General features: G+C 69.6%; 9 protein-coding genes, 1 tRNA gene and 1 pseudogene. 4 read left to right on the plus strand and 7 right to left on the minus strand.

Features of this window, described 5'->3' with window-relative positions:
* Positions 1 to 4: 4 nt before the first annotated feature.
* Positions 5 to 610: a CC0125/CC1285 family lipoprotein gene (locus QBJ89_RS08320; protein WP_277980057.1), complete on the minus strand. Its 606-nt coding sequence runs from the start codon at positions 608 to 610 to the stop codon at positions 5 to 7.
* Positions 611 to 772: 162 nt separating this feature from the next.
* Between QBJ89_RS08320 and QBJ89_RS08325 the strand changes: the two genes are divergently transcribed.
* Positions 773 to 1,408 carry a nicotinamidase gene (locus tag QBJ89_RS08325; RefSeq protein ID WP_277980058.1) on the plus strand — a complete coding sequence of 212 codons (636 nt, stop codon included), beginning with the start codon at positions 773 to 775 and terminating at the stop codon, positions 1,406 to 1,408.
* Positions 1,409 to 1,415: 7 nt separating this feature from the next.
* Here the strand turns inward: QBJ89_RS08325 and QBJ89_RS08330 are convergent, their stop codons facing one another.
* The 5 genes from QBJ89_RS08330 to moaA all read right to left on the minus strand — a co-directional run bounded on the left by QBJ89_RS08330 (position 1,416) and on the right by moaA (position 8,452).
* Entirely contained in the window at positions 1,416 to 2,963 is a 1,548-nt protein-coding gene (locus tag QBJ89_RS08330; RefSeq protein WP_277980059.1) for a tryptophan halogenase family protein, read from the minus strand.
* Between the two features lie 49 nt (positions 2,964 to 3,012).
* A complete protein-coding gene (locus QBJ89_RS08335) occupies positions 3,013 to 6,105 on the minus strand; it encodes a TonB-dependent receptor (RefSeq protein WP_277980060.1) in 3,093 nt (1,030 codons plus the stop codon).
* A gap of 422 nt (positions 6,106 to 6,527) precedes the next feature.
* Positions 6,528 to 6,602: transfer RNA gene (locus QBJ89_RS08340), tRNA-Asn, on the minus strand.
* Positions 6,603 to 6,668: 66 nt separating this feature from the next.
* Positions 6,669 to 7,448 carry an NAD kinase gene (locus QBJ89_RS08345; protein WP_277980061.1) on the minus strand — a complete coding sequence of 260 codons (780 nt, stop codon included), beginning with the start codon at positions 7,446 to 7,448 and terminating at the stop codon, positions 6,669 to 6,671.
* Positions 7,445 to 8,452, minus strand: coding sequence for a GTP 3',8-cyclase MoaA (moaA, locus tag QBJ89_RS08350; protein ID WP_277980062.1), 1,008 nt, complete (start codon positions 8,450 to 8,452; stop codon positions 7,445 to 7,447). Before moaA ends, QBJ89_RS08345 begins: the two co-directional genes overlap by 4 nt.
* A 108-nt stretch (positions 8,453 to 8,560) precedes the next feature.
* On the opposite strand from moaA, the gene QBJ89_RS08355 reads away from it, so the two are divergent.
* The 3 genes and pseudogenes from QBJ89_RS08355 to QBJ89_RS08365 all read left to right on the plus strand — a co-directional run.
* Complete coding sequence (locus tag QBJ89_RS08355; RefSeq protein ID WP_277980063.1) at positions 8,561 to 9,802, plus strand: GGDEF domain-containing phosphodiesterase; 1,242 nt, start codon at positions 8,561 to 8,563, stop codon at positions 9,800 to 9,802.
* On the plus strand, positions 9,799 to 10,191 hold the full coding sequence (locus QBJ89_RS08360; protein WP_277980064.1) for a hypothetical protein: 393 nt from the start codon (positions 9,799 to 9,801) through the stop codon (positions 10,189 to 10,191). Before QBJ89_RS08355 ends, QBJ89_RS08360 begins: the two co-directional genes overlap by 4 nt.
* 65 nt (positions 10,192 to 10,256) lie before the next feature.
* A pseudogene (locus tag QBJ89_RS08365) lies at positions 10,257 to 10,601 on the plus strand (YybH family protein); the annotation flags it as partial.
* 174 nt (positions 10,602 to 10,775) lie between these two features.
* On the opposite strand, the gene mfd reads toward QBJ89_RS08365, so the two are convergent.
* On the minus strand, positions 10,776 to 14,231 hold the full coding sequence (gene mfd, locus QBJ89_RS08370; protein WP_277980065.1) for a transcription-repair coupling factor: 3,456 nt from the start codon (positions 14,229 to 14,231) through the stop codon (positions 10,776 to 10,778).
* Positions 14,232 to 14,385 lie beyond the last annotated feature (154 nt).

Here is a 14,385-nt window from a genome sequence, read left to right on the forward strand (position 1 = left end):
CGATTCAGGACGCCTTTGGCAGCCTGATCGACGGCCCGATCGTCTCCACCACCTGGCGGGCGTTGAAAGCGCGGACGTTGCCGGGCTCGGGCGAGCCCTTGAACATCACGATCTCGGCCGACGCCTCGTAGCGGTCGACGGTGCGGATATCGGCGCCGCCGCCGAAGCCGCCCCACGGGCCGCCCCAGAACGGGTCCCAGGCGCGATAGCCGAAGCCGCGGCCGTAGAAGCCCCAGCGCGGACCCCACAGCCCGCCGCCGAACGCGCCAAAGCCGGGACCGAAGCCGCCATAGCCCGGCGTCGAGTAGGTGCGCGCCTGGCGATCGGTGTCGCGATCCGCCATCACGAAGTAATCGAAGCCGTTCTGCAGCGTCAGCTCGGCCGAGCGGAACAGCAGGTAGCGCTCCACCACGTCGCGATCGGTGACGGTGTTGCCCGCGAAGGTGACGCGGAAGCGATTCGGCTCGATGCGGGTGTCGCTGTAGCCGGTGCGATAGAAGCCCGATCCGGTCGCCGGACGATAGGCAGTCTCGGTCGCGCACGCCGCGACCAAGGAGGTGCTGGCCGCCAACGCCACGACAGCGGCGGTGCGGCCCCATTTCTTCAACATGGCGAGTCACTCCAATCGCGCCAGGGCGGCACGACTGGCGTCGTGTAGCCGAGGCGAGTGGAACGTGCGATGAACGGAAACGCTCCGTGTGCCAAGGGGGTGGGAAGAGGAGCTGACCGCTCGTGGGGAGTGGACGCGAGCATGCTCTAGAAGGTGCGGCCGATGGACGAGAGCGACGACTATACCGAAGAGGACGCGCTGATCGTGGTCGATCCGCAGCTCGACTTCTGCCCCGGCGGGCGGCTCGCGGTGGTGGACGGCGACACGGTCATGGCGCCGATCGCGGCGCTGGCCGCGCGCTTCCGCCACGTCGTGGTCACGCAGGACTGGCACCCGGCGGATCACTCGTCCTTCGCGAGCAGCCATCCCGGTCGACGCGCCTTCGACACGATCCGCATGCCCTACGGCGAGCAGGTGCTGTGGCCCGACCATTGCGTCCAGGGTAGCGCGGGCGCCGACTTCCACCCCGACATCGCCGGCGCGGTCGCGCGCGCCGGGCTGATCCTGCGCAAGGGCGCCAACCCGGCGGTCGACTCCTACTCGGCCTTCTACGAGAACGACAAAGCGACCCCCACGGGGCTGGCCGGCTATCTCCGCGACAAGGGCATCCGGCGCTGCGTGCTCGTCGGCCTCGCCTATGATTTCTGCGTGAGCTGGTCCGCGCTCGACGCGCGTCGCGAGGGCTTCGCCGCGCGCGTGCTGACCGGCTACACCCGCGCGATCGCGATGCCGGCGGGGGCGGGCAGCAGCGTCGATGCCGCGGAGGCGGCGATGCGCGCCGCCGGCGTAAGCTTCTAGCGTCGGCTCAGGCCGCGGCGCTGCCGAAGCCGCGCCGCTGCGCCGCCTCGACCAGGGCCCGGTGCGGCGGCAAGTTGGCGAGCGCGACGCCGACCTGCCGCCGCACCTCGCCGAACGCGCGGCGCGCGTCGTCGCGATAGCGCAGCGCGCCGGCGCGCGCGCTCAGGTCGGTGCGCCAGCCCATGCCGTAGAGGACATATTGCCAGCTCGCCTCGGTGAAGATGTCGACCTGCGGGTCGATGTCGAGCTCGTTGGGCCAGCGATGACGCCAGCGGTCGAGCAGCTCGAGCAGGCTGGCGGTATTCGACGCATCGGCGACGTTGTCGCGCCAGAAGTCGGTGTCGCGCCGCTCCGAGAGGCAATAATGCAGCTTGATGAAGTCGAGCGCGCGCTCGTAGCGGCGCAGCATGTTGGCGTTGAACTGGCGCGCCGAGGTTTCGAGGTCGCCACTCCACGGGAAGAGGTTGGCGATCATCGCCGCGGACACTTCGGCGAAGGCGATGCCGGTCGCCTCGAGCGGCTCGAAGAAGCCGCTCGACAGCCCGACGGCGACGCAGTTGCGCCGCCAATTGATCTCGCGGAAGCCCGCGTCGAAGCGGAAGCGGCGTACCTCCGCCTGCGCGCCGCGCGGGCCGAGGTAGCGCCGCAGCGCGCGCTCGGCCGCCTCGTCGTCGCTGTGATCGGACGAGTAGACGTGTCCAATGCCGCGGCGCCGATCCAGCCCGATGTCCCAGATCCAGCCTGCCTCCTGCGCGGTCGAGATGGTCTGCGAGGCAATCGGCGCGTCCGCCGCGTCGTAAGGCAGCTGCGCGGCGAGGGCGCGGTCGCAGAACAGCACGTCGCGACACGAGCGGAACGGCACGCCCATCGCCTTGCCGATCAGCTCGGCGCGAAAGCCGGTGCAGTCGACGTAGAGGTCGGCGGTGAGCGCAGCGTGGCGCTCGGTTTCGAGCCGCTCGATCGCGCCGCTGTGGTCGAGCGCGACATGGGTGACGGTGTCGACGAGATGGGTCACGCCGTTCGCCACCGCGCGCTCGCGCAGCAGCCCGGCGAGCGCGACCGCGTCGAAGTGGAAGGCATAGTTGAGCGGCCCCACATAATCGGGGTGGGTCGGCAGCTTGGGCGCGCGCGCCGAGTCGGCGGCGGCCTTCTGCGGGGTGGAAACTTCGTCCCACTCGGCGTCGCCCGCGGCGCCGCTGAGCCAATAGGGCAGTAGCTCGAGCCCGCCCGGCGCCTCGGCGACCTGAAACGGGTGCATGTAATGGTCGCGCCCGGACGTCCCCGGCGCGCGCTGCCAATGGACGAAGCGCGCGCCTTGCTTGAAGGTGGCGCCGCAGCGCCGCACGAGCTCGGCTTCGTCGACGCCGATCGTCGCGAGCGTGCGCCGGATCGTCGGGAAGGTGCCCTCGCCGACGCCGAGCACGCCGATGTCCTTGGACTCGATCAAGGTGATCGCGACGCCGTCCGCGAGGTCGGCGCCGAGCCGCTTGGCGAGATAGCCGGCGGTGAGCCACCCCGCGGTGCCCCCGCCGACGATCAGCACGCGCTTTCTCATGACCGTCCTCCCGCTGCCCCGCCGCGGACCGGCGGGGCAGCGCATCCTATCAGAACGACAGGTTGATGCCCGTGCTGATGCGACGGTCCGACTGGAACCAGCTGCGCCCGACCAGCCGCCCGTTGGGATAGCCGCCCATCAGCGTCCGCTGGGTTGAGGCGGTGAGGTTGGTACCCTGCACGCCGAACGAGAAATTGTCCGTCACCTTGAAGCGGATCCCGGCGTCGAGCGAGCCGTAATTGCCGCCGTAGATCGGCAGCGCGATCTGCGTGCTGGTGTTGGCGCCGCCGTCGAGGTCGGTCAGCACGCCGGGCGCGCTATAGTAATTGTACGTGCCGTTGGTGCCGTTGCTGTTGGTGGACAGCAGGTACTTGGAGCGCCACGAGTAAGCGACGCGGAGCGAGAAGGGGTTGCGCTCGTACAGCAGCGTCGCGTTGGCATTGTGTTTCGACAGGCCGACCAGCGGCGCGTCGTTGCGGATCGCACCGCGGATATCGCGGTACAGGTCGCCCGGGTTGCTGCTCTCGATGAAGGTGTAATTGCCCTCGAAGCCGAAGCCGCTGAGAAAACCAGGCAGCATGTCGAGGAAGAAGCGCCCGCCGACCTCGACGCCCTTCACCGTCGCGGCCTTGCTGGAGTTGATATAGTCCGACGCGGTCGCGGTGACGGTCTCGTTCGAGCCGTCGGTGAAGATCACGTTCACCTGGCGCTCGGTGATCGAGAAGATCGGCAGGTTTTTAAGGCGCTTGTAGAAGGGCGCGACGTGGAAGGAGGTGCCGGCGCGCGCATAATATTCCATCGAGATGTCGAAATTGTGTGACAGCGTCGGCTTGAGCAGCGGGTTGCCCGTGTCCGCGGTGAAGTTGGCGAACAGCGGCGTCAGCCCGGTACCGCCCGGGTTGGGGATGGTCGCGATGCCGACCGAACCCGAGGAGCGCAGCGCGTTGAAGCTCGGCAGGTCGAGCGTCACATTGTAGCTGCCGCGCAGCTTCACCTTGTTGCTGGGCGAGAACTCGAGGTTGATCGAGGGCAGGAAGCGCGTGAACTCGGCCTCGCCGCCGCGCGGCACGAAGGTGTTCGCCAGCGTCTGCAGCACGCCGTTGCGCAGATAGGGCGTCCCGCCGTTCTGCTGGACGTAGCCGCTGCCCTGATTGCGGATGTTAACGACGCGCAGGCCGATGTTGCCCGCTATGCCCGGCATGTTGTCCTGCGGCCCGAAGCGGAGCAGCGCGTAGCCGGCGATGTTGCGGGTGCGGTTGTCGACCTGGTCGCCCGGCAGGACGAAGCCGACCGGGCGGATGCCCGACGCGCCGCCATAGCCGCTGCCGACCGGAAGCGGACCGGAAGCCGAGCAGTTGAACTCGGTCCCCGCCGGGCAGAAGCCGGCCGGCGGCGATTGGACCAGCCCCGTACGGTCGCGATTGTAGCGCGACGCCAGCGCCTGGGTGGCGAACATCAGGTTGCCCGGCAGCGCGGTGTTGCCGCGGAAGAAATCGTCGAACGTGTGGACCGCGACGTCGCCCGGCACCGCATTGGCATAGGTGAGCTGCGGGTCGCCGTTCCAGCCGCGGCCCAGCGCGGTCCAGTTGTAGCCGTTGGCAAAGTCGCGCTCCTTGCGCTCGGCGGCGCGGGCGCCGAACTTGACCGAGCGGAAGAAGCTGTTGTCGAACGTATATTCGGCGTCGACCTGCGCGCTGTCGAGGCGGCCCTTGTTGTTCTCGTTGTGCGGCATCGACGCCGACCAGAAGTAGGTCGACGGATCGGCGAAGGCGGCGCGGGTGTCGGCGCCGACGCTGATCAGCGGCAGGTCACCGGTGAGATCGATGCCGTAGCTGTTGCCAAAGCCGGTGTCGCGGAAGATATCGATCCGGTCGTAGATCTGGTGCGAGTCGACTCGCTGGATCGCGCCCTTGATCGACAGCGGCCCGCCATCGGGCGCGAAGGCGAACGACAGCGAGTAATCGCGCGTCACCGTGTTGCTCTGGACGAAGCCCTTGTTGCCGCTGCTGGTGATCGCTGCGTTGGTGGGCGCGAACGTATCGGTGTTGCGGTTGTACAGCGCGTCGGTCGACAGCAGGAGGCCGTCGCTGTCGAAGGTGCTGGTCGCCGGGTTCACCGTCAGCGTCTGCGAGTCGAGCTGGGTGCCATAGTCGCTCGACTGGCTCTTGTAGCGCGACTGGAAGAAGGTGCCGGTGAAGGTCAGCGAGTCGCTCGGCGCCCATTGCACCGCGCCGTAGATGCCGTAGCGACGATACTGGAACGCCTCGTCGCCATAGGCGAAGCCGCTCGGTACGTACTTCTCGGAGCCGTCGCTCAGCTTGGTCAGGAAGTACGGGCTGGTGCGCAGGAACTGCGACAGCGAGCTGAACTGGCTGAAGGCGAGGTCTGCGAGCACGCCGATGCGGCCGATGCCGGTGTCGAAGCTCTTGGTGACAAGGAACGAGCCGGTCGGGTCGGCCTTGTTGGCCATGTCGCCCAGCGCCAGCTCGCCGGTGCCGGAGACGTGGAAGCCGCCGTCGAAGTCGAACGGCAGCTTGGTGCGCAGGTCGATCTGGCCGCCGGTGCCGCCCTCGATCAGGTCGGCCGTAGACGCCTTGTAGACGTCGACCGCGGCCATCAGCTCGGGGGTGACGTCGCTCCACAGGATGGCGCGGCCGTTGTTGGCGCTGAAGATCTCGCGGCCGTTGAGGCGCGAAGCGACACCCGTCAAGCCGCGCACCTGCACGCCCGAGCCCTGCACCGAATAGTGATCGGGGTCGCCGAGTGCGGCGAAGCGGACGATCGAGACGCCCGAGACGCGCTGGAGCACTTCGGTAATCGAATTGTCGGGCAGCTTGCCGGCGTCGTCGGCGACTACCGAGTCGATGATGGTCTCGCTGCGGCGCTTGCGATCGTCGGCGGCCTGGAGCGCGGCGCGGCGGCCGGTCACGATCACGTCGCCCGCGTCGCTGGCGCCGGGCTCACCCTGATCCTGCCCGGGGACGGCGGCCTGGCTGGCGTCGGGGGCGATCGGCTGCACCTCGGCCTGCGCCCAGGCCGAGCCGCTCAGCCCGAGCGCAAGCAGCGCCGCGAGCGAGGCGCCGCCGCGGAGCGAGCGACGGTGAACGTTAACAGAGCGCGCGAGTCGGAGCCGGTCTTCCATCATCCCCCCTAATCCCGCCGCTATGCGGCGAGCCTTGTTGGCGCGCCTTGATGAGCGCTACCACCGGGCTTTTAGCTACGCTGCTTTATCCGATCAATGTGAAACTTCCGACACTTGAGACACTGTCGTCGTGTAACCGCTTACTCATCGAGGTGGCCCTCACTTACAATCGGCCGAGCACATCGCGACTGACTAAGACAAATGGCGCAAATTACTGACCGCTTTGTTAAACTACGACAGCAATACTGCTGTGCATCGACAGGTCTTACAGAGTTGTTCGTGTAGAGAGCTGGGAGCGGTGTGATGCAGATCACAACCTGGTAGCGTTACCGCGGTGCCCTCGGGCCGTAGCGGAGCCGACATGCGGACACACGTCCGCTCACGCGTGACCACACGTGCTTTCGTCTGGCGATGTAAGAAAGTGGCTCCCCGAGTAGGATTCGAACCTACGGCCGCTCGATTAACAGTCGAGAGCTCTACCGCTGAGCTATCGGGGAACGCTGTGGAGGGCGTCTATACCGGTGGTTTCGCGTGGCGCAATACCCTTTGTGCCGCATCGGAGATCAGGCGACGAACTGCTCCATCGCGATCCGGTCGTCGAGCGCGTGCTCGGGGTCGAACAGCAGCGTCAGCTCGCGCGCGCGGTCCATCGCGATGTCCACCTGCGCCACGTCGCGCACCTCGCGCTGGTCCGCCACCGCTGACACCGGGCGCTTGTTCGAGTCGAGCACGCGCAGCGACACGCGCGTGCGGTCCGGCAGGATCGCGCCGCGCCAGCGCCGCGGCCGGAAGGCGCTGATCGGCGTCAGCGCGAGCATCTGCGAGCCCAGCGGCAGGATCGGTCCGTGCGCAGAAAGGTTGTACGCGGTCGAGCCCGCCGGCGTGGCGACCAGCACGCCGTCGCACGAGAGCTCGTCCATCACGATGCGGTCATTGATCTTTACCTCGATCTTGGCGGTCTGGCGCGTCTCGCGCAGCAGCGACACCTCGTTGATCGCGGGCAACGTGCGGACACGCCCGTCCACGCCCGTCGCGGTGGCGGTGAGCGGTGTGACCTGGAAGGCGCGCGCGCGTTCGATCCGCCCGTCGAGGTCGTGGCGGCGCCACTCGTTCATCAGGAAGCCGACCGTGCCCAGATTCATCCCGAACACCGGCACGATCGCGCGGCGTCGCTCGAGCAGATTGTGGAGCGTCTGCAGCATGAAGCCGTCGCCGCCGAGCGCGACCACCATGTCGGCCTCGTCGAGCGCGCACCAGTCCCAGGTGTCCGCCAGTTCGGCGCGCGCCGCCTGCGCCGGAGCGGTGGGCGAGGCAACCAGCGCCCGCCGCGGATAGCGGCTCATCCGCCGGTAACGCTCATGTGCCGCGCCACCGCGGGCGCGGCGTCCCGCTCGATGCGGAAATCGTGGCGACGCGGCTTGGTCAGCAGCGCGTCCTCGATCGCGGCGTCGAGCGCGCCCACGCCGCCGGTGCGCAGTGCCGCGCGCAAGTCGCGCTGGTCGTCATGACCGAGGCAGGTGTAGAGCCGTCCCTCGGTGGTCAGCCGCACGCGGTTGCAACCGTCGCAGAAATTGGCGGTGAGCGGCGAAATCAGGCCGAGCCGCGTGCGCCCGCCATCGACCTGCCAGTAGCGCGCGGGGCCACCGGTTCCCGCAGCGTCGCGGGTCAACGCGAACGCGCGGTCGAGCTGTTCCTTCACCGCGGTGAGCGGCAGGAAGCGGTCGGTACGGTCCTCGTCGATCGCTCCGAGCGGCATCGTCTCGATCAGCGTGAGATCGTGGCCCTCGGCGGCGCACCATCGCAGCATGGGCGCGATATCGTCCTCGTTGAGGCCCTTGAGCGCGACCATGTTGATCTTGACCGCGAGGCCCGCGTCGCTCGCAGCGGCGATGCCGTCGAGCACCTCGGCGACGTCGCCGTGGCGAGTGATGTGGCGGAAGCGCTCGGGATCGAGCGTGTCGAGGCTGACGTTGACGCGGCGCACCCCTGCGTCGACCAGGTCGGCGGCGTAGCGGCGCAGCCGCGTGCCGTTGGTGGTCATCGTCAGCTCGTCGAGCGCACCGCCGACGTGGCGGCCGAGCCGCTCGACCAGCATCATCACGTCGCGCCGCACCAGCGGCTCGCCGCCCGACAGCCGGATCTTGCGCACGCCGCGCGCGACGAAACGCTCGGCGATGATCGCCAGCTCCTCGAGCGAGGCGATCTGGTCGCGCGGCAAGAAGGTCATGTGCTCGGCCATACAGTACCGGCAGCGCAGGTCGCAGCGATCGGTGATCGAGACGCGAAGGTAGCGGATGGCGCGGCCGAACGAGTCGACGAGGGGCGCGGGCGCGCGGTCTAGATCCATGGCTGGCACAACGCAGAGAGCTAGGGAGTCGTTCACGGCAGAGCAAGATGATTGCCGCGCGCCGCGCCCGCGCCTACCACGCGCGGGATGGAGCGGCGGTCACGGGCGATGCAACGGGGCGGGCGGCGCCCGGGGGAGGGCGCGGCCAGCGCCGAGCAACTGCGCCTGGTCGAGGCCCATGCGTCGCGTGGCGTCACCGCGATCGTCGCGGCGCCGACCAGCTTCGAGATCGTCAACACCGCTTACGGCCGCGTCGCGGGCGATCAACTTGTCGAGGCGATGGCGGAACGGCTCGCGCACGAGCTTGCCGGTCACGAGTTCGCGGCGGTGCGCGGCGGCGCCACCTTCACGATCGTGGTCGCGGGCGACGCCTCGACCGGCGACGCCGCGGTGAGCCGGATCGAGCGCGCGCTGGAGCGGCCCTTCCTTGTCGACGGCGAGACGATCCACGTCGGCGCGCGCATCGGCGTCGCGCGGATGACCGAGGACGAGCCCGCCGAGCACCTGCTGCGCCGCGCTGCCGAGGCGCTGGCGCGTGCCCGCGCCAGCGACGGCGCGACCACGCGAGTCGCCGCCGAGCACGAGGGCGTACCGCTTGCCGCGCTCGCCGCCGACCTGCACCGGGCGATCGAGCGCGGCGAAATCGACGTGCGCTTTCAGCCGCAGGTGCGGCTCGTCGACGGCGCGGTCACCGGGGTGGAGGCGCTGGCGCGCTGGCAGCACCCGCGGCTGGGCGTGCTCGGCGCCGAGACGTTGCTTGCCGCGGCGCACCGCGCCGATCTCGGCGTGGCGCTGTCCGATCAGGTGCAGGCGCTCGCACTTGAGCGCGCCGCGCGCTGGCCGGCGCGGATGGCTGGGCTGCGGATCGCGGTCAACGTCACCGCCGCCGACATGGCGCGCGCGCCCTTCGTCGAGCGCTTCCTCGCGCGGGTGCAAAATTCGGGCGTCGGGTTCGAGCGTGTGACCGCCGAGGTGACCGAGACCGGGCTGATCGACGACCTGCACGGCGCCGCGACCGCGCTCACCGCGCTGCGCGCCGCCGGCTGCCGCGTCGCACTCGACGATTTCGGCACGGGTTATTCCAGCCTGTCCTATCTCACGCGGCTGCCGCTCGATTATCTCAAGATCGACCGCAGCCTGGTGCAAACGATCACGGGCGACGCGCGCGACCGCGTCGTGGTCGAGGGCGTGATCGCGATCGCCGCCGGCCTCGGGCTGGAGACGGTGGCCGAGGGCGTGGAGACCGAGCGCGAGCGCGTGTTGCTGGCGCAGCGCGGTTGCACCTTCTACCAGGGCTTCCTCTGGGCCGAGCCGCTCGACGACGCGGCCTTGCAGGCGCGGCTGGCGTGAGCGACCCCCGCGACCTCGGCGGCACCTGGTACGGGCGCTACGAGGGCGGGGGTAGTCGGGCGAACAGCTTCATCGCGCGCCTGACCGAGCGTGGCGGCCAGCTCAGCGGCACGATCAGCGAGCCCGACGACCTCGGGCTGGAGCCGGTGCGGCGCGCGCTGGTGAGCGGCCGGCGCGCCGGCGCGGCGGTGACGTTCGTCAAGCAATATGACGGCGACGTGCTGGTGCATGCGGTCGATTATCGCGGCACCGTGGACGCGCGCGGGACGATGGTGCGCGGCGACTGGTCATTCGCGACCTATGCCGGCAGCTTCGCCATGACGCGCGAACGGTTCGACGCAGACGAACTCGCCGAGGCGGTCGGCGACGAGGCGGAGGTGGCACGATGAGCGCGGCGATGATGATCTGAGCGGCGGCAGCGGCCGCCGCGGCGACGCCGCAGGCGCAGGTCGAGGCGGTGATGGCGGACAGCGCCGCCGGCTGGAACGCCGGCGACCTCGCACGCTTCACCGCGATCTACGCGCCCGATGCGGTCTATGTCGCTGGGGGGGACGTGGCGCAGGGCAGGCAGGCGATCGCCGCGCGCTACGCCAAGAGCTTCGTCGGCGGCGGCAACGTGCGCGGGCGGCTGAGCTTCACCCCGGTGATGTGGCGGCCGCTGAGCGCGGTCCACCTGCTCCATGTCGCGCGCTGGACGCTGACGCCGGGGGGTGGGGCGACGCCGCAGACCGGGCTGACGACCTTGCTGTTCGAGCGGCGCAAGGAGGGGTGGCGGATCATCTCGGATCACAGCAGCTGAGGGCGGGATTGCCGTCGTCGCTCTCCTTCTCTGTTCCCCGGCGATCGCCGGGGCCCAGTCGGGAGACCGTCGAGGAACTCACTACGACCTTGCCACCTGGACCCCGGCCTCCGCCGGGGTGGTGAGGAGAGGCGGGGAGTGACCGACCAGAGGCGCGGCCCTCCTGCCGCCGCCTCACGCCGCCGCCTTGGCCAGCCCCTTCGACAATTGCAGCGCGCCGTGCAGCCGCGCCTTGGGGTCGCCCCAGGCACGTGACAGCGCCAGCTTGCTGTCCGGCCGCAGCTTGGCGACGCCGCCGAGCCGGTCGACATAGGCGAGCAGCCCCGGCACGTTGGGCGGCTTGTCGTCGTGGAAGGTGACCAGCGCACCCTTCGGTCCCACGTCCAGCTTGGCCACGCACGCCGTTCGCGCGTTGAGCTTGATCTCCATGACCTTGACCAGATTGTCGGTCGCCTCGGGCAACGCGCCGAAACGATCGATCATCTCCGCGGCGAAGCTCTCCAGCCCGCCGACCTCGTCGATCTCGTTGAGCCGGCGGTACAGGCCCATGCGCAGGTCGAGGTCGGGGACGTACTCCTCCGGAATAAGGATCGGCGCGTCGACGCTGATCTGCGGCGAGAAGTCGCGCTGGCGCTCGCGGATGCCGCCCGCCTTCGCCTCCATGATCGCCTCCTCCAGCATCGACTGGTAGAGTTCGTAGCCGACCTCCTTGATATGCCCCGATTGCTCGTCGCCGAGCAGGTTGCCCGCACCGCGGATGTCGAGGTCGTGGCTGGCCAGCTGAAAGCCAGCGCCGAGCGAGTCGAGGTCGCTCAGTACCTTGAGACGCTTCTCCGCGGCATCGGTCATCTGCCGCTCGGGCGGCGCGACCATATAGGCATAAGCGCGCGTCTTGGAGCGGCCGACGCGCCCGCGCAGCTGGTACAGCTGCGCCAGCCCGAAGCGGTCGGCGCGGTTGACGATGATCGTGTTGGCGGAGGGGATGTCGATTCCACTCTCGATGATCGTGGTCGAGACCAGCACCTCGAACTTCTTGTCGTAGAAGGCGCTCATCCGCTCCTCCACCTCGCTCGGCGCCATCTGGCCGTGCGCGACGACGTAGCGGATCTCGGGCACCTCGCGGCGGAGATAGTCCTCGATGTCGGGCAGGTCGGCGACGCGCGGGGTGACGAGGAAGCTCTGCCCGCCGCGGTAATGTTCGCGTAGCAGCGCCTCGCGCAGCACCACCGGGTCCCACGGCATGACATAGGTGCGCACCGCGAGCCGATCGACCGGCGGCGTCTGGATCACCGACAGCTCGCGCAGCCCGCTCATCGCCATCTGCAACGTGCGCGGGATCGGCGTGGCGGTGAGCGTCAGCATATGGACGTCGGCGCGCAGCGTCTTGAGCCGCTCCTTGTGCGTCACGCCGAAGCGCTGCTCCTCGTCGACGATGACCATGCCCAGCCGCTTGAAGTCGATCGTCTTGGCGAGCAGCGCGTGGGTGCCGATGACGATGTCGATCCCGCCGCTGGCGAGCCCGTCCTTGACGCGCTTCGCCTCGGCGGCGGGGACGAGCCGGGAGAGCCGCCCGATGTTAATCGGGAAGCCCTCGAAGCGTGCGGTGAAGTTGTTGTAATGCTGGCGTGCCAGCAAGGTCGTCGGGCAGACCACCGCGACCTGCATCCCGGCCATCGCGGCGACGAAGGCGGCGCGCAGCGCGATCTCGGTCTTGCCGAAGCCGACGTCGCCGACGATCAGCCGGTCCATCGGCTTGCCCGCGGACAGATCGGCCAGCACCTCCTCGATCGCGCGGTCCTGATCGTCGGTCTCGGTATAAGGAAAGCGGTCGACGAAGGCGGGATAGCCCGCGCTGTCGGGTTCGGCGATCTCGCCGGGGCGCAACGCGCGCTCCGCCGCGACCGCGATCAGCTCGCCCGCGATCTCGCGAATCCGCTCCTTCATCCGCGACTTGCGCCGCTGCCACGCCTCGCCACCGAGCCGGTCGAGCGCGGCGCCCTCCTCCGACGAGCCGTAGCGCGACAGCACCTCGAGGTTCTCGACCGGGATGTAGAGCTTGTCGCCCCCGGCATATTCGAGCGCGACGCAGTCGTGCGGCGCGCGCGCGACCGGCACCTGTGTCAGCCCGACGTAGCGGCCGATGCCGTGATCGCTGTGGACGACGAGGTCGCCGGGCGACAGCGTCGCCAGTTCGGCGAGGAAGGCGTCAGCCGACTTGCGGCGCTTGGTGCGGCGCACGAGCCGATCGCCCAGCATGTCCTGCTCGGTGAGCACCGCCACGTCGGGCGCGGTGAAGCCGTGGTCGAGCCCGATCACCGCCATCGCCACGCCGCGGTCGGCGGCGCCGAGCGACTCCTGCCACGTCTCGGTCAGCCGCGCGCCGGTGAGGCCATGGTCCTCGAGCAGCGAGCGCAGCCGCTCGCGCGCGCCGACCGAGTAGCTGGCGAGCACCGGCTTGCGCCCGTCGCGGCGCAGCTTGGCGACATGCGCCACCACCGCCTCGTAGACGTTGGCCTGCGCGGCGCGCTCGGGCGCGAAGTCGCGCGGGCCGTCGACCTGGAAGTCGAGCACAGTGGCGGACTCAGGCTCGTGGAAGGCGGTGGCGAGATGCGCCGGCATCCCCGCCACCTCGCGGGACCATTCGTCGGCGTCGAGGTACAACGTCTTAGCGGGCAGCGCGCGATAGCTGCCGGGTTCGGCCGCCTCGGCGCGCTTGCGGTTCTCGTAATAGTCCGCGATCGAGTCGAGCCGGCTCTCGGCCGCGGCGGGGGTGCCGCTGTCGCGCAGCACGATCGCGTCGTCACCGAGATGATCCCAGACCGTCGCCAGTTTCTCCTCGAACAGCGGCAGCCAGTGCTCCATGCCGGCGAGCCGGCGTCCCTCGCTCACCGCCTGGTAGAGCGGGTCGCCCGTCGCGGTGGCGCCGAAGGTCTCGCGGTAGCGCGCACGAAAGCGCTTGACGCTGTCGTCGTCGAGCAGCGCCTCAGAGGCGGGGAGCAGCACGAAGCCGTCGAGGCGCCCGGTGGTGCGCTGGTCGGCGGGGTCGAAGCTGCGCACGCTCTCGATCTCGTCGCCGAAGAAGTCGAGCCGTAGCGCCTGCTCCTCGCCGCTGGGGAAGAGATCGACGATGCCGCCGCGCACCGCATATTCGCCCTGATCGTGGACGGTGTCGGTGCGGACGTAGCCGTTGGCCTGGAGCAACGCGGCCAGCCGGTCGCGGTCGATCCGCGCGCCGGGCTTGAGCTCGGCGACGAGCTGGCGGATGCGAAAGGGGGTGAGCGTGCGCTGGGTCAGCGCGTTGACCGTGGTAAGGACGAGCTGCGGCGCGCGCGGCTTCTGTTGCAGCCGGTAAAAGGCGCCGATGCGCTCCGCCATGACGCGCAGCGTGGGCGAGGCGCGGTCGTAGGGCAGGCAGTCCCAGGCGGGGAGCTGCACCACTTCGAGCTCGGGCGCGAAGAACGGCGCGGTGGCGGCGAGCCCGCGCATCTGCGCCTCGTCCGCCGCGACGAACACCGCGCGCCGCGGCGCCGCGCGTGCGAGGTCGGCCAGCAGTGCGGGCAGGAAGCCGGCGGGGACGCCCGCGAGCGTCAGCGGGGTGGTGGCGCGGAGGATCTTGCTGAGGTCGGGCATTCGGGTCCTTGGTCGGGGTCATTCGTGGTGGCGCGTGGCGGTCACCGTGGCGAGGACCGCATTCGCCTCCGCCGCCACGCCGTCATCCCGGACCTGTTCCGGGATCCACCGTGCCGCCTTATTGGCGGGTTCGGCTCCGGCGGATCAGTGGATC

It is taken from the genome of Sphingomonas phyllosphaerae, from assembly GCF_029623345.1.
GTDB lineage: Bacteria > Pseudomonadota > Alphaproteobacteria > Sphingomonadales > Sphingomonadaceae > Sphingomonas > Sphingomonas phyllosphaerae_C.

Bases quoted from the DNA above. Each gene is read 5' to 3' on its own strand.
- QBJ89_RS08320 (WP_277980057.1), bottom strand. From the start codon at position 610: ATGTTGAAGAAATGGGGCCGCACCGCCGCTGTCGTGGCGTTGGCGGCC.
- QBJ89_RS08325 (WP_277980058.1), top strand. From the start codon at position 773: ATGGACGAGAGCGACGACTATACCGAAGAGGACGCGCTGATCGTGGTC.
- QBJ89_RS08330 (WP_277980059.1), bottom strand. From the start codon at position 2,963: ATGAGAAAGCGCGTGCTGATCGTCGGCGGGGGCACCGCGGGGTGGCTC.
- QBJ89_RS08335 (WP_277980060.1), bottom strand. From the start codon at position 6,105: ATGGAAGACCGGCTCCGACTCGCGCGCTCTGTTAACGTTCACCGTCGC.
- QBJ89_RS08345 (WP_277980061.1), bottom strand. From the start codon at position 7,448: ATGAGCCGCTATCCGCGGCGGGCGCTGGTTGCCTCGCCCACCGCTCCG.
- moaA (WP_277980062.1), bottom strand. From the start codon at position 8,452: ATGGATCTAGACCGCGCGCCCGCGCCCCTCGTCGACTCGTTCGGCCGC.
- QBJ89_RS08355 (WP_277980063.1), top strand. From the start codon at position 8,561: ATGCAACGGGGCGGGCGGCGCCCGGGGGAGGGCGCGGCCAGCGCCGAG.
- mfd (WP_277980065.1), bottom strand. From the start codon at position 14,231: ATGCCCGACCTCAGCAAGATCCTCCGCGCCACCACCCCGCTGACGCTC.